The organism is Streptomyces scabiei 87.22, from assembly GCF_000091305.1.
GTDB classification, from domain to species: Bacteria; Actinomycetota; Actinomycetes; order Streptomycetales; family Streptomycetaceae; genus Streptomyces; species Streptomyces scabiei.
In genome coordinates, this window is sequence record NC_013929.1 from 5,265,043 (window position 1) to 5,286,025 (window position 20,983).

A 20,983-nucleotide genomic window follows, 5' to 3' on the forward strand; every position below is an offset into this window, starting at 1 on the left:
CCCCGTACACCGTGACCGTCAGTCTGCCGCTCGTCGTCGTCCTCGGCTTCTTCGCCTGGGGTGCGGTCAAGTTCCTCGGCGTCCGCACCTGGGTCGTCGTACTGATCGCCCTCTTCGGCTTCTACCTCTCGCAGACCTTCCTCGCCCCCGCCATCGAATCCGGTACGCGCTCCGGCGTGGACGTCATAAACGGCTCACACACCTAGACGAGTAGGTAAGGGGAGTCCTTCCGTGTTCCTGCCCAAGTACCCCGACAGCCCCACCCCGCCGCCCGCACACACCCACACCCCGGCCGATCCGGCGCCCGTACGGCCCTCGCTTCCGGCGGTCGCCATCAGCCCCGGAGTCGTGGCGGCCGTGGTCGTCGGCGGTGTCGTCCTCACCGCGCTTCTGGCCGCCGTCGCCGTCTCGGCCATCTCCGTCGCCATCACGGCCGTGGTCCTGAGCTCCCTGATCCGCGAGCAGAACCGGCGCTGAACGCGCACAACACCCGGGGCGGCGCACACGACCAAGCATCCGCCGCCCCGGGGCCATCACTCCTGACCGAGCCAGTCAGAAGGAGAACCGCCATCTTCACCCGCACCACACCGCCCCCGCTCCCGGAACTCGCGAAGCTCGCGGAGCACGGCACCCTGCCCGGTATCCTCCGCCAACTCTCCGGCCTCGGCGGCTGCACCAACCCGATCCGCCTCGACGGCCACCGCACCGAGCACGACGTCGACACCACGACCGGCGAGATCGGCCGCGTCCTTCACCACCTCGACTCCACCGACCTCCCGGCCGGCAACCTCCTCGTCCGCTGCAACAACCGCCGTACGACCCGCTGCGCGGCCTGCTCCGAGGTCTACCGCCGCGACACCTTCCACCTGATCACCTCCGGCCTGCGCGGCGGCAAGGGCACCCCCGAACACGTCGCCACCCACCCCCGCGTCTTCGCCACCTTCACCGCCCCGAGCTTCGGCCCGGTCCACAACCGCCCCTCCAGCGGACGCCCCTGCCGCTGCGGCACCCGACACGACCAGGACGACGCCGAACTCGGCACCGCCCTCGACCCGGACACCTACGACTACGAAGCGGCCGTCCTCTGGAACGCCCACGCCGGACCGCTCTGGCAACGCTTCTCCACCTACCTGCGCCGGGAAGTCGCCAAGCGCGCGGGCCTGTCACAACGCCGGTTCCGCGACCACGCCCGCGTCTCCTTCGCCAAGGTCGCCGAGTACCAAAAGCGCGGCGCCGTCCACTTCCACGCCGTCATCCGCATCGACGGCCCCACCGGCGGCGACACCCCACCCCCGGCCTGGGCCACCGCCGAACTCCTCACCGACGCCATCAAGACAGCAGCAACCAAGGTCCGTGTCGACGGCCCGGCCATCGACGGACGCACCCACACCTTCACCTTCGGCCGCCAACTCGACGTCCGCACCATCCGATCCGCCGACTTCAACGACGGCCAGGAACTGACCGAACGCGCCGTCGCCGCGTACATCGCCAAGTACGCCACCAAGGGCGCCGAGACTGCCACGGGAGCTCTCGACCGGCCGTTGAAGTTCGCCGCCGAGCTGGCCCAGCTCGACATCAGCGACCACGCCCGCCGTCTCATCCGAACCGCCTGGTTCCTCGGCGCACGCAAGGACCTCGAACACCTTCGCCTACGCGCCTGGGCCCACATGCTCGGCTTCCGCGGCCACTTCTCCACCAAGTCCCGCCGCTACTCCACCACCCTCGGCGCCCTCCGCGACGCCCGCGCCGAATGGCGCCGAACCCAAGCCGCGGCCGCAGCACCTGAGCGAGCGACCGACACGACGTACGTCCTCGCGCACTGGGTCTTCGCCGGAACCGGACTCTCCGACACCGAAGCCTGGCTTGCCGCATCCCTCGAACCCGCCCCCGGAACGGAAGGAGAGCCGACCGCATGAACGACCGCTACATGTCCGTGGATCAGGTCGCCGAGCTGCTGGGGACGACCATTCGCTTTCCTCGGCGTCTGGTCGAGGAGCGGCGCATCCGGTTCGTGAAGGTCGGTCGGCACGTTCGTATCCCGGAGAGCGCCGTTCGGGAGTTCATCGCCGCCAACACCGTGGAGCCGATCGTTCTGCGGCCTGCGGGCCTCCGGAGGGCTGCCTGATGGCTGGCAAGCGCAAGTCCCGCCGGAACTTCGGCCGTGTCCGCAAGCTCCCCTCAGGCCGCTTCCAAGCCCGATACCCGGGGCCTGACGGCGTACTGCGGCCTGCGGATCGTACGTTCGCCACGTCGACGGACGCTGACCGGTGGCTGGCCAAGAAGCGCATCGAGATCGAGGACGGGCGTTGGCTCGACCCTGCCGAGGGGCAGACGACCGTGCGTGACTGGGCGGCTCGCTGGCTCGCTGCCGTTTCTCCTCAGCTCAAGCACAAGACCCAAGCGTCGTACCGGTCGTTGATCAACTCGTTGATCAATCCGACGCTCGGCGATCGTGAGCTGTCGGGCCTCCGGCCGATCACGGTCACTGAGTGGGTGGCCAGCATGAACACGCGGGGGCTCAGCGCCTCGCGCATACGGCAGGCGTATCGGGTCCTGTCGCAGATCATGCGGGCCGCTGTCGACAACGACATGATCCCGCAGACGCCGTGCAGGGGCGTGAAGTTGCCGCGCATGCCGCAGACCGAGCCGCACATCCTGACCCCGCTCGAAGCCTCCCGGATCGTCAGGAGTGCCGCCAAGCCTCATGACGTGCTGATCGCTCTCCTCGCCTACGCGGGTCTGCGGGTGGGGGAGGCGTTCGCCCTCCGGCGCGTTGACATCGACGTGTCCGGCGGCTTCGTCCTGGTCGACGAGAACCTTGCCGAAGCCAACGGGGCCTTGGTCTTCGACACACCGAAGTCGCATCAGAAGCGGCTCCTCCGCGTCGGCCCGGCCCTCGCGAAACGACTCGGCCGGCACCTGGAGACCCTGTCCGGCGGGGATGACGCACTCCTGTTCACGACACCCGGCGGGAAGCCGCTGCGCTACAACCAGTGGCGCAAGGCGTACTTCGACCCCGCCGTCTCGGCGGCCGGGCTCACCGACGTGACCCCGCACGACCTTCGGGCCTCACATGGGACGTGGGTCGCCGACCGCTACGGCGTCATGACCGCCGCTCACCGGCTCGGCCACTCGAACGCGAGCGTCACGACTCGGCACTACGCTCGGCCTGTCGCCGGTCGTGACGACCAGGTCGCCGAAGCGGCCGATGCGTGGTTTGGAGGGCAAGAAGGAATCGGCTCTCCCGAAGTTCAAGAACGCCTCTGAGACACCCTGCACCTGTGACGCCCCTGGCCAGAACCACGGTCAGGGGCGTTGTGCTATGCCGCAGTGTCCAATTCACGTCTATGCGCTGCGCATATGCGCCGATACTCTGCGTGCTCATGGGGAAAGTGGTGCGTCTGTACTGGGGATACATGGTGGCTGCTGCCTTGGTCGTGGCCTGGAGCCAGCAATGGTCCTTGCCTGTGATCGTGGCTCTGTCGCTCGGCGTCTCGACCTATGCCGCCTTCCAGGTGCCGGTCTGGTGTGGAGCGGTTAACCGGGACGGGCAGACCTACTGCCGCAACAACGCTTATGGCGTGTTGATGGGGTGCTCGAAACGTCAGCACAGGTGGCAGAAGATCAAGATGATCGTTCTGCGCAGCAAGATCGGGAACGTGAGTCGCTCCGTGTTTCCCACGGCCAAGGAGAAGTTCAATGGCGCTCTCGCTGTGGGAGGGCTGCTGTCGGCTGTCGCCGCCGTGATCGTTCCCGCCGTGACTGGCGGCTGAGCGGGCACGACCGAGCGCCTGGGGCACGTAGAGGGCACGGCGGACACGAGAACGGTTCCGCCGGGGTACTCGTACCCGTCTGACCTGCGGCGGAGGGGCAGGCGTCCATGATCGCCGAAAGGTCTTGAAAACCGTCGTGGCAGCGATGTCACCGTGGGTTCAAATCCCACACCCACCGCTTGCAGGTCAGACGCTGTGCAGGTCAGAAGGGGTGCCACTCTCCGGAGCGGCACCCCTTCTGCGTGCACCTTGTCCCACCCTGACTTGCATGTGTACGGGCGCGTCACGGATGGGCCCGTTCTGGTGATACCACCAGTATCGGACGGCTCCCCCGGGTCCCGCCCGAGGCCTGTGCCACCTTTACCGCTCACCTGGGTCCGGATGCCGACGCGGGGATCGGGCCGGACGACTGGTGGTGAGGGGTTTGTACCATGAGGTCCCTGAGGAGGCGGCGGCCCTTTTCGTCCAAGCCGGCACGGAACCTCTCGTAGTCGGCGGGCATCAGGGACCCCGCGAAGGCGACGAGGTTAACGTAGCGGTTCACCAGGTGCGGCTCCGACTGGACCAATTCGGCGTAGCGCGAAAGAGGACGCCGGGATACCTGGTAGGCCTGTTCCAGAACGCCCGTGGGGGAAACATTGGGACCCAATTCCTTCCCCACGGCGAGCCGGGCTATGACGCCGAGGGACGCGTGAAGGTCTTCTGCGCACAGATACCCGTACTGGTCGCACGTGTATGCAGTGCAACGCCAGTAAGGAAGCATCCAAGGGGCAACGTACGCCAGAATCTTCAGGTGATCGAGAATGATCACGGAGAGGGTCAGCCGCCCGTGCCGGGCCTTGAGCCAGCAGATGAAGTTGCCCAGCATGAAGCGCAGAGCCGCAGGTCCGTCCTCCTGCAGGTCCGCTGCGAATCCACCCTGGATGAGGAGTACCCGAGTTCCGAGCAGGCTGGTCACTGTCACCTTCCCGTCGACCTCGTCGAGTACGTAGACGTCGACCGGCCGGTGGTAATCGAGTTTTCGTTGGAGTTCGGAAATCTCCGCGTAGATCTCCGGAAAGCTGTCAGGCGTCACCTTGACGGCGCGGCCGAGAAGGTGGGCTTTCCGCAGCCTGTGGTAGAGCCACTCGACCACCACGACGAAGAGGATGGCCAAGAAGATGTACAGAAGGCCGCTGCCTCCCGTCGAGATGGCGCCGACCGCGAAGATGCCGAACACGATCCACACGAATCCAACGGCAACTACGAGCCTTGCTCGTTCGTTCGGGTGCCTTGCTTTTGAGGTACCGAGATATGACTGGTAATCGGAGACTATGGGGAACGTCATGATGCCTCAGCTCCCTCCGTGCCATTCTCCTCCTGACGGATCGTCCCCGCACACTGAGCGGGCATCCCGAGAGTCGGAACCCGCGTAGCGGACCCCGGTGGTGCAGCGGGATCAGAGAGCGAAGACGACGTATTTCAATGCCCCTTCGTCGTGCTCAAGTCCAGGGCTGCTCGGCGTAGCGGGCAAGTGCGCCGGCGGCGCTGCGGTCGAGCGCCGAACGTTCAAACCTCATCGAGCACGCGGGCGATCAGGCTGCCGGAGTTGCTAGAGGGAAACGTCCGCGTGGCGCAGGAAGTAGGGCACTTCCACGCGGCGACGAGCTTCGCGTGGTCGTACGACTTCAGGTCACCGCCTCGGCAGCAACGGAGGGCGAGAGCAGCTGATTTTGGCTCAGGCATGGGCGGACGCTCAGCAACTCTCGGACCTTCAGCAGACGGGCAGGAGCCGTGCCTGTGCTCGGTGGCCGTGGGGCTCGGCAACCATGACCTCGAATTGGCCGACGTCACCGCGGAGCTTTCCCACCGGGGCATGGCGCCACTCGCCTGATTGTCTGGCTGCGCCAGCACGGGTCTGCGGCGCGGCCAACGTCCGGTCAACGAGGCGTAGGTGGCGCTCAGCCAGTAGACGTATGCGCAGGTGAGCCGCATTGGGCGGCGCAGACCCACCGGTCTTGAAACATCGTCGTGGCGCAAGTCACCGTGGGTTCAAATCCCACACCCACCGCGTGCGTGAACGGCCCCTGATCAGGTCATACGGTCAGGGGTCGTTCGCCGTTCGCTGGGCCGTGCCGGCCTGGCCTGAGGTCCCTCGTGATCTCCCCGCTCGGTCCGGTGCGGACGCAGTCCCTACTCGGGCGTCCTCCGGGAATACCCGGCTGCTAGCGTCCGGCGCCATGTGGGCTCAAGAGATCGTGGCCGGTCGACCGGCTTGGCGGCATGTTTCTTCCGGTGTGGTCTTCCGGGCCGTTCCCGGGGGGACGTTCCTGATGGGGCTGTCCGACGGGGAACTGGACGCGCTGCGTGCGATAGAGCGGGCCGGCGGCGCCGATGAGGACCTCGAACCGTTCTTCGCCGAGGCCGGCCAGGCCCGGCCGGTGCGGGAGGTGCGGGTCGAGCCGTTCCTGATCGCCCGGCATCCGCTGACGGTGGCGCAGGCGCGGCACTGGCTGCCCGAGTACGAGGACGGCTTCGCCGCATCGGATGCGTGCACGGCCCGCTTCGAGGACGACCTGGACGACCTGCTCGGGACGCTGCCCTTCCGGCTGCCCAGCGAGGCGGAGTGGGAGTACGCGGCCCGTGCCGGTACGACCACGCTGACCTTCCGCGGGGACGGGAGGCCGGACGAGGACCACGTGCTCGACGACTTCGGCGACGAAGAACGTACCGCCGCGGCCGAGAACGCCTTCGGGCTGGCGGCGATGGGGTCGTCGAACGAGATCTGTGCCGATGTGTGGATCCCGCACTTCACGGATGCGCCGGTGGACGCGCGACCCCGTACCGGTGACGGACCGCGGGTGGCGCGCGGGGGCGGCGGCGACCTCTTTCCGTGGCAGGGCTGCGACGAGTGGGTGCTGCTGCTCTCCGCCACCCGCTGCGAGAGTCAGGACTTCACCGCGGTCCGCCCGGTCGCACCCGTGCCGACCGGTCAGGGGCAGGATCTGGATGAGGCGCGGGATCTGGATGAGGCGCGGGATCTGGATGAGGGGCGGGGCGGGGCCTGACGCTGAGCCGGGGCTTCTCCATCCGGCCCGTCCGACGGACGGCTCTCACTCCCCAGCAGCCTTGGCCGGGGCCGCCCGGCCGCCGTGGGCACGAGATGCGGGCTGTGGGCGGGGCGCTGATGCTGGTGGGGACCGTGTACGCGGTGGAAGGAGACGCCATGTCTGTGATGGACAAGCTCAAGCAGATGCTCAAGGGGCACGAGGAGCAGGCCGGGCAGGGCATCGACAAGGCCGGTGACTACGTCGACGGCAGGACGCAGGGGAAGTACAGCGGGCAGGTCGACTCCGCGCAGGAGCGGCTCCGGCAGCAGCTGGGTTCGGAGCAGACGGGGCAGGGCGACACCGGTCGCGAGGAACCGCCCCGGTAGGAGCGCCGGGCGGCCGACGGGAGCGAGAACCGGTCGGGACCTGGGCTCACCCCTGTCCGACCGGCTCTCGTCGGCCGCGTTGGTCTACGGCCTCCGGCCCGACATCCGCGCCGCCGACGCCACCGTCGAGCGGGCCTCCCGTTCCGTGAGGCCCGTGCGTACGGCCGCCTCGACCAGGGCGTTCGTGAGGTCCGGGCCGAGGCCGTTCTCGTAGGCGCGGCAGGCGGCCCAGAAGAGCCGGGTGTTGCGCTGGCCCTCCTGGGCGGTCAGGACGAAGTGGATCAGGCCGTGACCGTGGGCGCCGACGGGGCCGGCGGGGCCGGCGGGGTTCGTGCGCGGCGGTGGGGACAGCAGGCGGAGCAGGGCCGGTGGGCAGGGGGCCGGGGAGAGGTGGGAGGTTCCGGGGGCGGTGCCGTAGACACCGTGGTCCGTACGGGAGCCGGGGCCGACGAGGTAGCCGCCGGCGCCGCGGATGTCGATGCCCGGGGCCAGCCGGCTCGCGGAGTTGGGGACGACGACGTCGGGCGGGCCGGTGAGCCAGATGTGGCGGCCGCCGCTGGGGGTCAGCACGACGACCGTCTCGGGGATCGTGAAGAGGTGCCGCAGGGCCAGTTCGCGCAGGGCCGCCGAGGAGTCCGTACCGGACTTCGTGTCGAGGTCGACGCCGATCAGGTGGTGGGGGTGGAGGCCGCAGGCGATGCCGTAACCGGTGGCCCAGGGGGCGGCGGAGAAGAGTTCGCGGACGCGGCGGGGGTCGGTGGAGGCGTCGTGGACGCCGTGGCCGAAGCGGCCGCACTCGCCGTGGCAGGGGCGGGGGTGGGGGTCGTCGCGGTGCGGGGAGCGCAGGGCCGGGAGTTTCGAGCGGGAGAGCGGGATGACCGCCAGTCCGCGTTCGGCGGCGGAGAGGGCGTGTGCCAGGGCCAGGGTTCCGGTGTGCCGGTCTGTGATGGCCATGCTTCTATTTTCGTACGCACGTTCGATAATGGGAAGAGGGTTCGGCGGGCCCCTTTCGGTCGCTGTGGGGCTGTGTGGGCTGTTCGTGGGCTGTTCGCGGGGCGGTCGGGTGTGTGGCGGAACGCTTCGCCCCTTGTCCCGGCCCGTCCTGGCGGAATGCGGCGGGGTGACTGCGACTGAGCTGGGAGTTCCTTGATCCAAGGGGGTTTATCGACTTGTCCTCACGCTTCAGGGGGAATGAGGGCTTCCGGGGTGGTTCGCCTGGGTTCGGTGGGCAACTCTGGAGGTGCGACGTCGAAGACCAGCACCGAGGCGGTCGGCCAACTGCCCCGGGGCAACCCGTACTTGTGTGAAAGGCCCTGGAGGAAATGCACATGGCAAGCATCCGTACCGCCCGCGTACTCGCCGCCGTCTCGGCAATTCCGCTCGCCGCCGCCCTCTTCGCCGGTGTGGCAGCGGCCGACAACGGCTCGTTCGCGGACAACGGATCGAACGCCGGCGTGGCGAACCTCGTCGGCAGCGGGGTCGGCCGCGACAACAGCGGCAACTCGTCGACCTCGCAGCAGCAGGCGATCGGCTCGGGCGCCTCGAACCAGAACAACACCGCCCAGGTCAACGGCTTCGGTCTCACCGCCATCGACCAGAAGAACGCCGTCGTCAACTTCGCCGACCTCTGGTGAGCCCGTCGAGGGCGGACCGGGGTCCCGGGGGCAGGTGGATGAGGTCGCCCCGGCCCTGAGGTCCCGTTCCGGCCCTCGGGTGCGAATGCACCGGACGTGGAGAGCGTGTGGGACATGCTCGTGGGGTGTGACTCGTCTGTGCGGCGGCGCCGAAGCGCCGCCGCACAGACGTTTTCCGGGTTCCCGCCGGGGTGGCCCGTGAGCCGGGGATGCCCCGGCGACCTTGACAGTTCCGGCGCCAGTTCCTTCAATCTGACGGGTAGTCAGAATCGGTTGTCCGCGGAAGGGGCGGTGGGGCCGTGGCGGTGCCCGAGGACCTGTCCGTACGGCTCAAGGCATACGAGGGGCGCGCGGCCGTCCGCGGCGGCCGGGGCAAGGATCCCGTCAACGCGCCCATGATCAGGCACTGGTGCGAGGCTCTGGGGGACTCCAACCCGGCGTACGCCGGCCCCGATGCCATCGCCCCGCCCACCATGCTCCAGGTGTGGACGATGGGCGGACTGAGCGGGCACGAGACCCGCTCGGCGGCGTACGACGAACTCCTCGCGCTGCTCGACGACGCCGGGTACACCTCCGTCGTCGCCACCGACTGCGAGCAGGAGTATCTGCGGGCGCTGCGCCCGGGGGACGAGATCACGTTCGACTCGGTCGTCGAGTCGGTGTCCGAGCGGAAGACGACCCGGCTCGGCACGGGGCACTTCGTCACGACCCGCATGGACGTCCGGGCCGGTGAGGGAGGCGGCGAACTCGTCGGCACCCACCGCTTCCGGATCCTCAAGTACGCACCGGCGAGGACGTCCGGGACGCCCGCCCCGGACGACGGGCGACAGCGCGACCGCCAGGCCCGCCAGGACCGGCAGGACCGCCAGGCCCGCCAGGACCGGCAGGACGGGCAGGCCCGCCAGGACGGGCAGGACCGGCAGGACGAGCAGGACCAGCAAGACGGGCAGGACCGGAAGCAGCGACCGCCGGAACCGCGCCCGCGGCGCCCCCGCCCCGTCGTCAATCGCGACAACGCCGGGTTCTGGGAAGGCGTCGCCCGCCATCGCCTGCTCATCCAGCGCTGCGCCGACTGCGGCACGCTCCGCCTCCCCTGGCTCCCGGGCTGCAACGCGTGCGGCTCCCCGGGGTGGGACACGGTCGAGGCGAGCGGCGAGGGCACGGTGTACTCGTACGTCGTCATGCATCATCCGCCGTTTCCGGCCTTCGACCCGCCGTACGCCGTCGGGCTGATCGAGCTGGCGGAAGGGGTCCGGATCGTCAGCAACGTCATCGGGGTGCCGTACGACAGGGTGCGGATCGGGATGCCCGTACGGCTCGCATTCGTGCGCTACGACGAGGAGTTGGAGCTGCCGGTGTTCCACGCGGACGGGACGAGCGGGTCGGACGGGACGAGCAGGTCGGACGGCGCGGCCAGGCCGGACGGGACGGTCGGGTCGGACGGGACGGTCGGGTCGGACGAGGCGGGGGAGGAGGTGGAGCGGATATGAGGGTCCGGGTCGGCGACGCGCTGCCGCCGCTGGAGATCGAGATCACCCGCACGCTCGTCGTCGCGGGGGCGATCGCCTCGCGCGACTACCAGGACGTGCACCACGACCCCGAGTTGGCGCGGCGGCGCGGATCACCGGACGTCTTCATGAACATCCTGACGACGAACGGGCTGGTGGGCCGCTATGTCACCGATCACTTCGGTGCGGACGCGGCGCTCCGCAAGGTGGCCATCCGGCTCGGTGCGCCCAACTACCCCGGGGACACCATGGTGTTGACCGGCAGGGTCGAGACGACCGACGGTCGCACCGCCACGGTCAGGATCATCGGCGAGAACGGCATCGGCAGACACGTCACCGGCACGGTCACCGTCACGCTGCCCCTGCCGGAGGCCCGCGCGGACGACCTCGGTTCCCCCTCCGGCACCGACGCAGGGGGCCGGGCATGAGCGTACGAACCAGCGACCGGCTCGGAGGGCGCGCCGCGATCGTCGGCATCGGGGCGACCGAGTTCTCCAAGGACTCGGGACGCAGTGAACTGCGCCTGGCCGTGGAGGCGGTGCGGGCGGCGCTCGACGACGCGGGGCTGACGCCGGCGGACGTGGACGGGATGGTGACGTTCACGATGGACACCAGCCCGGAGATCACGGTCGCGCAGGCGGCCGGCATCGGTGAGCTGTCCTTCTTCTCACGCGTCCACTACGGCGGCGGTGCCGCGTGCGCGACCGTGCTGCAGGCGGCGCTCGCGGTGGCGACGGGTGTGGCGGAGGTCGTGGTCTGCTACCGGGCGTTCAACGAGCGCTCGGGCCGGCGGTTCGGATCGGGCGTACGGCACCGCGAGCCGTCGGCGGAGGGCGTGGCGCTGGGCTGGACGCTCCCGTTCGGGCTGCTCACGCCCGCCTCCTGGGTCGCGATGGCGGCGCAGCGCTACCTGTACGCGTACGGGCTGACCCCCGAGGTGTTCGGGCACGTGGCCGTGGTCGACCGGAAGTACGCGGCGACGAACCCGGCGGCGTACTTCCACGGCCGCCCCATCACGCTGGACGAGCACGCGGCCTCGCGCTGGATCGTCGAGCCGCTGCGGCTGCTGGACTGCTGCCAGGAGACGGACGGCGGTCAGGCGCTCGTCGTGACCTCGGTGGAGCGCGCGCGGGACCTGCCGAAGCCGCCCGCCGTGGTCGTGGCGGCGGCGCAGGGCGCGGGCCGGGCGCAGCAGCAGATGACCGGCTTCTACGACGGGGATCTCACCGGGCTGCCGGAGATGGGCGTGGTCGCCCGTCGGCTTCTGCGGACCTCGGGGCTCGGTCCGGACGACATCGACGTGGGCATCCTGTACGACCACTTCACGCCGTTCGTGCTGATGCAGCTGGAGGAGTTCGGATTCTGCGGGCCGGGGGAGGCGGGGGACTTCGTCGCGGAGGAGCGGCTGCCGATCAACACCCATGGGGGGCAGCTCGGCGAGGCGTATCTGCACGGGATGAACGGCATCGCGGAGGCGGTACGGCAGGTGCGGGGCACCGCCGTGAACCAGGTTCCCGGCGCCGAGCGGGTCCTCGTCACCGCCGGGACCGGGGTGCCGACCTCGGGGTTGGTCCTGGGGACGGACGGGTGAGGGGGAGGGATGTGACGGATGAGGCGGCTTTCGGGTGCCCTGGGGCCGGTGCAGTACACCCCCGGCAGGCGGTTCTCGGGGGTACACCCTCAGTACCTGGGGGCTGCTCATCCACCTCCAGTAGGTGAGGTCTGCCCCACTTCTACAACCTGAGAGGGATTCGGCTTCGGGACCTGCGGCCGATCCGCCGGGCGTGGCCCGCTCCTAGCGTGGAGCCATGACCATACCCGTCTGCACCAGCGCTTCGACGGCCGCCGTACCAGGGCCGCGGACCCTGTCGACCCCGGCCCGATCGACTGCGGCAGCCCGGCCGACGGCGGCCCCCCGCTCGTCAGCGGCCCCCCGCCCGGCGACGGCGGCCCGTCCGGCCGCGGGCCGGTCCGCCGGGGCCGTCCGGTCGGCGTCGGCGCGGTCGGCCCTGCCTGGCCTGACGAACCTGCCGCACTCGCCGTCGTACGCGTCCTACCCGTCGTTCTCGGCGTACGTGAAGGCCCGCCAGCCGGTGCTCCTGCGGACCGCACGCTCGCTCACCGCGAACCCGTGCGACGCCGAGGACCTGCTGCAGACCGCGCTGGCCAAGACGTACGTCGCCTGGGAGCGCATCGAGGACCACCGGGCCCTCGACGGCTATGTGCGCCGGGCGCTGCTGAACACGCGCACCTCCCAGTGGCGCAAGCGGAAAGTGGACGAGTTCGCGTGCGACGAACTGCCGGAGCCGGAGGGGACCCAGGCCGCCGACCCGGCCGAGCAGCAGGCCCTGCACGACGCGATGTGGCGGGCGATCATGAAGCTGCCGGTGCGGCAGCGGGCCATGGTCGTCCTCAGGTACTACGAGGACCTGAGCGAGGTACAGACGGCCGAGGTCCTCGGTGTCTCGGTCGGTACGGTGAAGTCGGCGGTCTCGCGCGCGCTGGGCAAGCTGCGTGAGGATCCCGAACTGGAACCCGTGCGCTGAGTCGTTCGTTGGTCCTGTCGGGTACCGGCCCGAAGCCGGACGCCTGGTGGCGGTGGCGGTGGCTATGGCTATGGCTGTGGACCTGGACGGCTCGACGCGCATCCGGGCCCGACCCGGTCCCGCACCGGGCTCGAACTCGGGCTCGACGGGTCACTCCGTCTGATCGATCATCTTGCCCCCTAGTGACATACCGCTCGGTATGTGAGCAGAATCAGCGCAACCGTTACCACCGCGTAGGCAGAGCCGCCCCGGGAGGACGCCGTGCTGAGCACCATGCAGGACGTACCGCTGTTGATCTCCAGGATCCTGACCCACGGGCAGGTCATCCACGGGACGTCGCAGGTGATCACATGGACCGGTGAGGGGGAGCCGGAACGCCGCTCCTACGCCGAGATCGGCGCCCGCACCGCGCAGTTGGCCCACGCCCTGCGCGAGGACCTCGGAGTCGAGGGCGACGAGCGGGTCGCGACCCTGATGTGGAACAACTCGGAACACGTGGAGGCGTACTTCGCGATCCCCTCCATGGGCGCGGTGCTCCACACCCTCAACCTGCGGCTGCCCCCCGAGCAGCTCGCCTGGATCGTCAACCACGCCGCCGACCGCGTGATCATCGCCAACGGTTCGCTGCTGCCCCTGCTCGCGCCGCTCCTCCCGCACCTCAAGCCGGTGGAGCACGTCGTCGTCGCCGGTCCCGGCGACCGGTCGCTGCTCGCCGGAGCGAGCGTCCAGGTCCACGAGTACGAGGACCTGATCGCCGGCAAGCCGACCACGTACGACTGGCCCGAGCTGGACGAGCGCTCGGCCGCCGCCATGTGCTACACCTCCGGCACCACCGGCGACCCCAAGGGCGTCGTCTACTCCCACCGTTCGATCTACCTGCACTCCATGCAGGTCAACATGGCCCAGTCCATGGGGCTCACGGACGCGGACCTCTCGCTCGTCGTCGTCCCGCAGTTCCATGTGAACGCCTGGGGCCTGCCGCACGCGACCTTCATGACGGGCGTCAACCTGCTGATGCCGGACCGGTTCCTGCAGCCCGGTCCGCTCGCCGAGATGATCGAGACGCTGAAGCCGTCGCACGCCGCCGCCGTCCCCACCATCTGGCAGGGCCTGCTCGCGGAGCTGACCGCCCGCCCGCGCGAGGTCTCCTCGCTCAACCAGGTCACCATCGGCGGCTCGGCCTGCCCGCCCGCCCTCATGGAAGCCTTCGACAAGCTGGGCATGCGCGTCTGCCACGCCTGGGGCATGACGGAGACCTCGCCGCTCGGCACGATCGCCCGGCCGCCGGCCCACGTCGAGGCCGACTCGGAGGAGGAGCTCGCGTACCGCCTCACCCAGGGCCGCTTCCCCGCCTCCGTCGAGGCCCGTCTCACCGGCCCCGACGGCGAACGCCTGCCCTGGGACGGGGAGTCCGCCGGTGAGCTGGAGGTGCGCGGCCCCTGGATCGCGGGCGCGTACTACGGCGGCCAGGGCGCCGAGCCCGTCCGTCCCGACGACAAGTTCAGCGAGGACGGCTGGCTGAAGACGGGTGACGTCGGCACGATCAGCCCCGACGGCTTCCTCACCCTCACCGACCGGGCCAAGGACGTCATCAAGTCCGGCGGCGAGTGGATCTCCTCCGTCGAGCTGGAGAACGCCCTCATGGCCCACCCGGACGTCGCCGAGGCCGCCGTCGTCGCCGTACCGGACGACAAGTGGGGTGAACGCCCCCTCGCCACGGTCGTGCTGAAGGAAGGCTCCACCACCGACTTCGCCGCCCTCCGCGCCTTCCTCGCCGACGAGGGCCACATCGCCAAGTGGCAGCTGCCGGAGCGCTGGACGATCATCGAGTCGGTGCCGAAGACGAGCGTCGGCAAGTTCGACAAGAAGGTGCTGCGCAGGCAGTACGCGGAGGGCTCGCTGGACGTGACCCAGATCTAGACCTCGACGGATCTGAGGGACCTAAACGGCGGTGGGGCGGTGTTTCACGTGAAACACCGCCCCACCGCCGTACACGGGCTCAGTTCGTGCCGACTCGTGCCAGCAGGTCCACGATCCGGGTCTGCACGTCCGTGCTCGTCGAGCGTTCCGCGAGGAACAGGACCGTCTCCCCCGAGGCCAGGCGCGGGAGTTCGGACGGGTCGACGGCGGCGGTGTAGACGACGAGCGGCGTGCGGTTCAGCTGGCCGTTCGTCCGCAGCCAGTCGATGATTCCGGCCTGGCGGCGGTGCACCTGCAGCAGGTCCATCACCACCAGGTTGGGTCGCATCTGCGCGGCCAGCGTGACGGCATCCGCGTCGGACGCGGCCCGCGCGACCTGCATGCCACGCCGCTCCAGCGTCGCGGTGAGGGCGAGCGCGATCTCCGCGTGCTCCTCGATGAGCAGGACGCGCGGCGGATGCTGCTCGGAGTCGCGTGGCGCCAGCGCCTTCAGCAGTACGGCCGGGTCGGCACCGTACGCCGCCTCCCGTGTCGCCTGGCCGAGCCCCGCCGTCACGAGTACGGGGACCTCGGCGGCCACGGCGGCCTGGCGCAGGGACTGCAGTGCCGTGCGCGTGATGGGCCCGGTCAGCGGGTCGACGAACAGGGCGGCCGGGTAGGCGGCGATCTGGGCGTCCACGTCCTCGCGGGAGTTCACGATCACGGGCCGGTAGCCGCGGTCGCTCAGTGCCTGGTGGGTCGCCGCGTCCGGCGCGGGCCACACCAGCAGCCGCCGTGGGTTGTCCAGCGGCTCCGGCGGCAACTCGTCGTCCATCGGCTGCGGATGCGGACGGTCGGGGACCTCCACCGCACCGCCGGGCCCGTCGAGCGGCTCGGGACCTTCGTCCGCGTTCTCGTCGGGCGCCCCTATGGCGTACGACCGTCCGGCACCCTCCGTACGGCCCGTCAGCCGGGACTGCCCGGCGAGGGACGGCTGCTGCGGCAGCGGGACCTGGCCGGCGAGGGAGGGCTGCGGGGGCAGCGGGACCTGCCCGGCGAGCGACGGCTGGGACACCTGTGCGGCGGCCTGCTGCGGCTGGGCCGGGGGCGGCGCCTGGCCGGTGCCGATGCGGAAACCGGTGCCGTTCGTCGGGCTGGACTGCGGGTGCGGGCGCGCGGCGGTCTCGGGGCGGTCGCCGGTCGGCTGCGGTGGGGTCCCCAGCTTGCGGCGACGGCCCGACCCACCGGGCTGGTGGGGAGTGGGCGTGGCTCCGCCCTGCGCCTGCGCCTGTGCCTGCGGGCCGCCCTGGCGGGAGAACGGGACGCCTTGGCCGAGCGTCCGTACGCTGATCGCCCGTCCATGGGTGGAGTTGGAGTCGAGGGGAGCGGCGGCAGGGGCCGGTGCCGGTGCCGCCGGAGTGGCCGGGGCCGGGGCTTGGGCCTGTGCCTGTCGCTGCGCCTGAGCTGGAGTCGGAGCCGGAGCCGGAGCCGGAGCCGGGGCCATGGCTTCGGCGGGCAACGGCTGTGCGGCGCGCGGCTGTTGTACGGCCACCTCCGGCGGCAGCGGGGTGCCCGAGGAGGGGGTGGACTGCGGGGGCAGCGGCGCCTGCGGAGCGGCGACGGGGATGCCGACGCCGGAGGTCTCGTGGCGGGCGTCGGGCCAGGACTGCGGCTGGGGCGTGCCGGGAGCCGCGCCCTGAGCGGGGACGGCCTGCTGGGCGCCGGGCACGCCTGCCGCGGGCACGGGCTGGGCGACGCCCTGAGCCGGCTGCGCCCCGGGGACCTCTTGCCGCGGCGGGACGGTGCCCTGCGCGGGGGCGGGCTGTCCGACGCCCGGTTGTCCGGGGGCGGCCTGGCCGGCAGGGGCCTGACCGCCGACCGCCCGGGCGGCGAGAGCCTGTCCCACGGCCGCCTGGGCCGCGCTCCCCGGTACGCCCTGCGGAGCGACGGGCTGTCCGGGAGCAGCGGCGACGCCCTGACCGGGCACCTGCTGCGGGACGGCCTGCACGCCCTGCAGGGGTACGGGCTGCGGGGCGCCCTGGATGTTCGGGACGTTCGGGATGTTCTGGGCGAGGGCGGGCTGCGCGGCGACAGGCTGCGCGACGACCGGCGCCACGCCCTGGGCGGGCACCTGCTGCGCCGGGCCGCTCTGCGGAGGAATCCCCTGCGCCGGGGCACCCTGGACCGGCACCCCGGGTGCGGGAGCCGTCATGGCCACGCCGTCACCCTGCTGGGGAGCGGCCTGCCGGACCGCTCGGCGACGGCCGGTCGGTGTGGGGATCGGGTGCGGTTGCGGCGGGGTGTGGTCGTCGGCCGCCTGGTGCGGGGCGGCGTCATGACGGCCGTCGTCGACACCACCGGCGGGCACGCCCGCGCCCTGACCCGCGACGGGGCCCTGTGCCACGCCGGGTACCTGCGCCACGCCGGGCGTACCCGGGACCTGACCCATACCCGGGACCTGACCCACACCCGGCCCCGCGACTCCCCCGGCCTGTACGGGCACGCCCGCCGGTACGAGTCCGGCGGCGGGAACCGGCTGTCCACCGGGCGCAGGCTGCCCCGCAGCGGCCGGGGTCGCCTGGCCGCCCGCGACGCCCACGCCCGGAGCACCCTCGCCCTGCACGGGCGCGGTGGTGCCGGCGGGCAGCGGCAGCGGCATCGGCATGGGCATCGGCGCGCCGGGCGCACCCGCCCCGGCGGGCAGAGGTACCGGACCGAGCCCGGCCGCCTGCGCGTACTCGGGTCCCCGGTCGGCCTCGGCCGGCGGCAGCGCGAAGACGGCACGCGCGCCCGGCTCGGGCGCGGCGGCACGCTCCTCCGCACTGGCCAGAGCCCGACGCCGGCGCCCGGTGGGCTGCTGAGCGCCCCCCGCGTCAGCGGCATCGGAGCCGGCGGTACCGGGACGGGAACCCGCGTCGGCGACGCTCACCTCACTGCCGGTGCTCTGCCCCGCGGGCAGCGCGGCCGGCGGCAGGGCGTTCTGCGCGGCGGCGGGCTCCCGGCGCGCGCGCCGCCCGCCGGGCGCGGGCACACCCTGCGGCGGCACCGTTCCCCCCAGTCCGCTGGCGGCGGCAGCGGCTCCCGCCGCGTGCTCGGCCGCCGTGACGACCGCGCCCTCGGCGGCCACGGGTTGTGCGGTGACACCGAGCCCCTCAGCGCCCCCGTCAGCCGCACCGGCCGCGGCGATCGCGACCGCCGCGTCCTCGGCCCTGCGCCTGCGCCGCCCGGTGGGGGCGACGGCGGCCTCGGGCCCTCCGGCCTCGGGGGCGTCCTCGCTCTCCAGGAAGGCGTCCACCGACGACCGCCGCGCCCGCCTGCGCCCGCCACCGGCGGCGGCCTGCTCGGGCAGGGCGACCTCGGCGCCGCCCGCGGGGGCACCGGAAGCGACCTCGGCGCCCACCACCGCGGGCAACGGGGCGGCGGGCACGGCCCCGGCGCCGCCCCCGAGCGGCACCTCCAGCACATACGCGCTGCCGCTCATCCCCGGCACCTCGACCGTCTGCAGCACACCGCCGTGCGCCCGGACGATTCCCCGGACGATCGGCTGGTGCACCGGGTCTCCCCCGGCGTACGGCCCGCGCACCTCGATACGGACGACCTCACCGCGCTGCGCGGCCGCGACCACCACGGTGTTGTCCATGTACCCGCCGGCGGACACGGGCGTGTTGCCCGTCGCGTCCACACCGGCCACATCGGCGACGAGGTGCGCGAGCGCGGTCGCGAGCCGCACCTGGTCCACCTCGGCCTCGATGGGCGGCGCGTGCACGGCGAACTGCACCCGCCCCGGCCCGATCAGCTCCACGGCCCCGTCGACACCGGCCGCGACGACCGCGTCCAGCATCACGGCCGTACGGACGAGGCCGTCCTCGCCCGCGTCGATCCGCTGGTAGCCGAGCACGTTGTCGATGAGGGTCGTGATCCGCGAGTACCCGGCGGTCAGGTGGTGCAGCACCTGGTTGGCCTCGGGCCACAGCTGCCCGGCGTCGTCGGCGGCGAGTGTGCCCAGCTCGCTGCGGAGCTGGTCCAGCGGACCGCGCAGCGAGGTGCCCAGCACGGCGAGCAGCTGCTCGTGCCGCGCGGCCAGCGCCTCGTAGCGGTCCTTCTCACGCTCGCCGAGCGCCGCGTACCGCTCGTCGCCGGCGGCGAGTTCCTCGGCGTGCTGCTCGCTCAGCTCGGCCAGTTCGGCGGCGTGCTCCTCCCGGACGCCCGCCAGTTCCTCGGCGTGCTCCTTGGCGAGCCGCTCCAGCTCCTCCGCGTGCGTCTCGGCCTCGGAGTCCTTCTCCTCGGCGAGCTTGTCGTACGGCCGCCGGTCGGTGAACGTCATCACCGCGCCGACGAGCTGGTCCCCGTCACGCACCGGCGCGGTCGTCAGGTCGACCGACACCTTCTCGCCGTTCTTCGACCACAGCACCTGCCCGCGCACCCGGTGCTTGCGCCCGGACCGCAGGGTGTCCGCGAGCGGCGACTCGCCGTACGGGAAGGGGGCGCCGTCCTCGCGGGAGTGCAGCACGAGCGTGTGCAGCTCGCGTCCGCCGAGGTCACTGGCCCGGTAACCCAGTATCTGCGCGGCGGCCGGATTGACGAGAACGATCCGCCCGTCCGTGTCCGTCCCGACCACGCCCTCGGACGCGGCCCGCAGGATCATCTCGGTCTGCCGTTGCGAACGCGCGAGTTCGGCCTCGGTGTCGACGGTGCCCGAAAGATCCCGTACGACCAGCATGAGCAGCTCGTCGTTGGTGTAGCCGTAACCGTCGTACGCCTGCTGGCCGTTCTCCAGATTCGCGGATGTGACCTCGACCGGGAACTCGCTGCCGTCGGTCCGGCGGGCGGTCATCCGGGTCGGCTTGGTCCGCCCGGTCGGGTCCATGGTGTCGGGGCGCCGCATGGAGCCCGGGATGAGCCGGGAGTCGAACTCGGGGAGCAGGTCCAGCAGACCGCGTCCGACCAACGCGGTCCCGGGGGTCTCGAAGGCCTCGAGCGCGATCGTGTTGGCGTTGACGACGGTCCCATTGGCGTTGACCAGCACCAACGCGTCGGGCAGCGCGTCCAGTATGGCTGCGAGGCGAGCAGCGCCTCGGGATGGCCTGCTGCTCACGAGACGCTTCCTCCCTGTTACCGCATCTTGCCGACCGCTGGGCCCGTGGCCATCTTGCCAACCGGCCCGCAACGTGTCACGCGAGGGAGTCTACGGGCAGAGGTTGCGCTCGCGACGCCGGATGAGAGGGAGGTCGCACACCGAACATCTGGAGATGCGGTGACTGTGCGGACGGGGATGCCGTGACCGTGTGTTTTGCCGGGGGACCTTGTCGGCGGCACATATGTACGGGCTGCGCGCGGCTGTCGAACGGCCCGCCGCCCCCGCCCACCGGGTGGCCGATTCCCTTCTCCCCTTCTCCCCTTCTCTCCGCCCTCTCCTCTCTCTTCCTTCTCCGTCTTCCTCGCGTCTCCCTAGGCGCGGAGGTCCGGCAGTACGGGCACGAGCGCGTCCCAGCGGGCGATCTCGCAGCCGTTCCTGCGGTCGAACGTCGCGTCGACGCGGCGTCCGGCCCAGGTCCCGGTGACATGGGCGGTGGCTGGCCCGCCGTACTGCATCGTGCACATGCCCTGGGACCCCGCCGGCGCGAAGGGATCCGTCCCCCACACCGTGCGCCGGTCGAGTCGTCCGCACGCCCCGCTCGCGTCCGGGTGACTGCCGCCCTGCGGATGACACCGCAGGACGAACGTTCCGTCCGCCCTGCCGCCGGCCTCCCGGACGGTGACGGTCAACCGGTCCGCGGAGTCGAGGGCGCCGGTGAGCGAGGGCAGGGGCAGCGGCGTTCGCGACACCGACTCGGCGGCGTACGCGTCCGGCGCCACCGGCGCGAGGGTGCCGGCGGCCGCCGCGGCCAGCGAGGCGGCGGCGCCGAGGAGCAGTCGGCCCAGTGTGGCGGGGCGGGCGGGGCGGCTGGGCGACGCGGTGGGAGGGAGCGGGCGGGCGACGGCGGGAGGACTCTGCGACATGACCTGACTAACGCCACGCCCGCCCCACGGTTGCGTGCGGTGCCACCCCTCGTCCCCACCCGTCGCGGCCGGCCCTCCGCACCACTCCCGACGTGCCCTACTGCTTTGCCCTGCGGCCTCTCCGCCTAGTACCGTGGGAGGCGATTGGTGACAGCCCACCAGGCTGTGTCATCATCTGCACGCACCATTCGCGCTCGCGCGGGCGGTT

General features: G+C 71.5%; 18 protein-coding genes. 14 read left to right on the top strand and 4 right to left on the bottom strand.

Going from position 1 to position 20,983, the window contains the following annotated elements:
* Positions 1-11 precede the first annotated feature (11 nt).
* The 6 genes from SCAB_RS22315 to SCAB_RS47400 all read left to right on the top strand — a co-directional run bounded on the left by SCAB_RS22315 (position 12) and on the right by SCAB_RS47400 (position 3,773).
* Entirely contained in the window at positions 12-206 is a 195-nt protein-coding gene (locus SCAB_RS22315) for a hypothetical protein (RefSeq protein ID WP_013002341.1), read from the top strand.
* A 25-nt stretch (positions 207-231) separates the two neighbouring features.
* A complete protein-coding gene (locus SCAB_RS22320) occupies positions 232-477 on the top strand; it encodes a hypothetical protein (RefSeq protein ID WP_013002342.1) in 246 nt (81 codons plus the stop codon).
* Positions 478-632: 155 nt separating this feature from the next.
* Positions 633-1,916, top strand: coding sequence for a replication initiator (locus SCAB_RS22325; RefSeq protein WP_041669478.1), 1,284 nt, complete (start codon positions 633-635; stop codon positions 1,914-1,916).
* The gene (locus tag SCAB_RS22330; protein WP_013002343.1) at positions 1,913-2,125 is read left to right on the top strand and encodes a helix-turn-helix domain-containing protein; all 213 of its coding nucleotides are present in this window, start codon (positions 1,913-1,915) and stop codon (positions 2,123-2,125) included. The genes SCAB_RS22325 and SCAB_RS22330 overlap by 4 nt, the downstream gene beginning before the upstream one ends.
* Positions 2,125-3,267, top strand: a complete 1,143-nt coding sequence (locus SCAB_RS22335) for a tyrosine-type recombinase/integrase (RefSeq protein ID WP_013002344.1) — start codon at positions 2,125-2,127, stop codon at positions 3,265-3,267. Before SCAB_RS22330 ends, SCAB_RS22335 begins: the two co-directional genes overlap by 1 nt.
* 116 nt (positions 3,268-3,383) lie before the next feature.
* On the top strand, positions 3,384-3,773 hold the full coding sequence (locus SCAB_RS47400) for a hypothetical protein (protein WP_041670841.1): 390 nt from the start codon (positions 3,384-3,386) through the stop codon (positions 3,771-3,773).
* A 367-nt stretch (positions 3,774-4,140) separates the two neighbouring features.
* Here SCAB_RS47400 and SCAB_RS22345 read toward each other — a convergent pair whose 3' ends face one another.
* Positions 4,141-5,100, bottom strand: a complete 960-nt coding sequence (locus tag SCAB_RS22345; protein WP_148274219.1) for a M48 family metalloprotease — start codon at positions 5,098-5,100, stop codon at positions 4,141-4,143.
* Positions 5,101-6,085: 985 nt separating this feature from the next.
* Between SCAB_RS22345 and SCAB_RS22350 the strand changes: the two genes are divergently transcribed.
* Together SCAB_RS22350 and SCAB_RS22355 are read left to right on the top strand one after the other, a co-directional pair.
* Complete coding sequence (locus SCAB_RS22350) at positions 6,086-6,820, top strand: formylglycine-generating enzyme family protein (RefSeq protein ID WP_197696211.1); 735 nt, start codon at positions 6,086-6,088, stop codon at positions 6,818-6,820.
* Between the two features lie 158 nt (positions 6,821-6,978).
* Complete coding sequence (locus SCAB_RS22355) at positions 6,979-7,188, top strand: antitoxin (RefSeq protein WP_037726275.1); 210 nt, start codon at positions 6,979-6,981, stop codon at positions 7,186-7,188.
* A gap of 84 nt (positions 7,189-7,272) precedes the next feature.
* On the opposite strand, the gene SCAB_RS22360 is transcribed toward SCAB_RS22355, so the two are convergent.
* A complete protein-coding gene (locus SCAB_RS22360; protein WP_013002349.1) occupies positions 7,273-8,142 on the bottom strand; it encodes a bifunctional DNA primase/polymerase in 870 nt (289 codons plus the stop codon).
* A 374-nt stretch (positions 8,143-8,516) separates the two neighbouring features.
* On the opposite strand from SCAB_RS22360, the gene SCAB_RS22365 reads away from it, so the two are divergent.
* From SCAB_RS22365 to SCAB_RS22390, 6 genes are all read left to right on the top strand, one after another.
* Positions 8,517-8,822: a hypothetical protein gene (locus tag SCAB_RS22365; RefSeq protein ID WP_037725997.1), complete on the top strand. Its 306-nt coding sequence runs from the start codon at positions 8,517-8,519 to the stop codon at positions 8,820-8,822.
* Positions 8,823-9,121: 299 nt separating this feature from the next.
* A complete protein-coding gene (locus tag SCAB_RS22370) occupies positions 9,122-10,312 on the top strand; it encodes a bifunctional MaoC family dehydratase N-terminal/OB-fold nucleic acid binding domain-containing protein (protein WP_013002351.1) in 1,191 nt (396 codons plus the stop codon).
* On the top strand, positions 10,309-10,758 hold the full coding sequence (locus SCAB_RS22375; protein ID WP_013002352.1) for a MaoC family dehydratase: 450 nt from the start codon (positions 10,309-10,311) through the stop codon (positions 10,756-10,758). Before SCAB_RS22370 ends, SCAB_RS22375 begins: the two co-directional genes overlap by 4 nt.
* Entirely contained in the window at positions 10,755-11,921 is a 1,167-nt protein-coding gene (locus SCAB_RS22380; protein ID WP_013002353.1) for a lipid-transfer protein, read from the top strand. The genes SCAB_RS22375 and SCAB_RS22380 overlap by 4 nt, the downstream gene beginning before the upstream one ends.
* A gap of 217 nt (positions 11,922-12,138) precedes the next feature.
* Entirely contained in the window at positions 12,139-12,876 is a 738-nt protein-coding gene (locus SCAB_RS22385; RefSeq protein WP_374194908.1) for a SigE family RNA polymerase sigma factor, read from the top strand.
* Between the two features lie 261 nt (positions 12,877-13,137).
* Positions 13,138-14,796, top strand: coding sequence for a long-chain fatty acid--CoA ligase (locus SCAB_RS22390; protein WP_013002355.1), 1,659 nt, complete (start codon positions 13,138-13,140; stop codon positions 14,794-14,796).
* A gap of 79 nt (positions 14,797-14,875) precedes the next feature.
* Here the strand turns inward: SCAB_RS22390 and SCAB_RS22395 are convergent, their stop codons facing one another.
* Positions 14,876-19,870, bottom strand: coding sequence for a hybrid sensor histidine kinase/response regulator (locus SCAB_RS22395; RefSeq protein ID WP_013002356.1), 4,995 nt, complete (start codon positions 19,868-19,870; stop codon positions 14,876-14,878).
* A gap of 353 nt (positions 19,871-20,223) precedes the next feature.
* Positions 20,224-20,775, bottom strand: coding sequence for an SSI family serine proteinase inhibitor (locus SCAB_RS22400; RefSeq protein ID WP_013002357.1), 552 nt, complete (start codon positions 20,773-20,775; stop codon positions 20,224-20,226).
* Positions 20,776-20,983 lie beyond the last annotated feature (208 nt).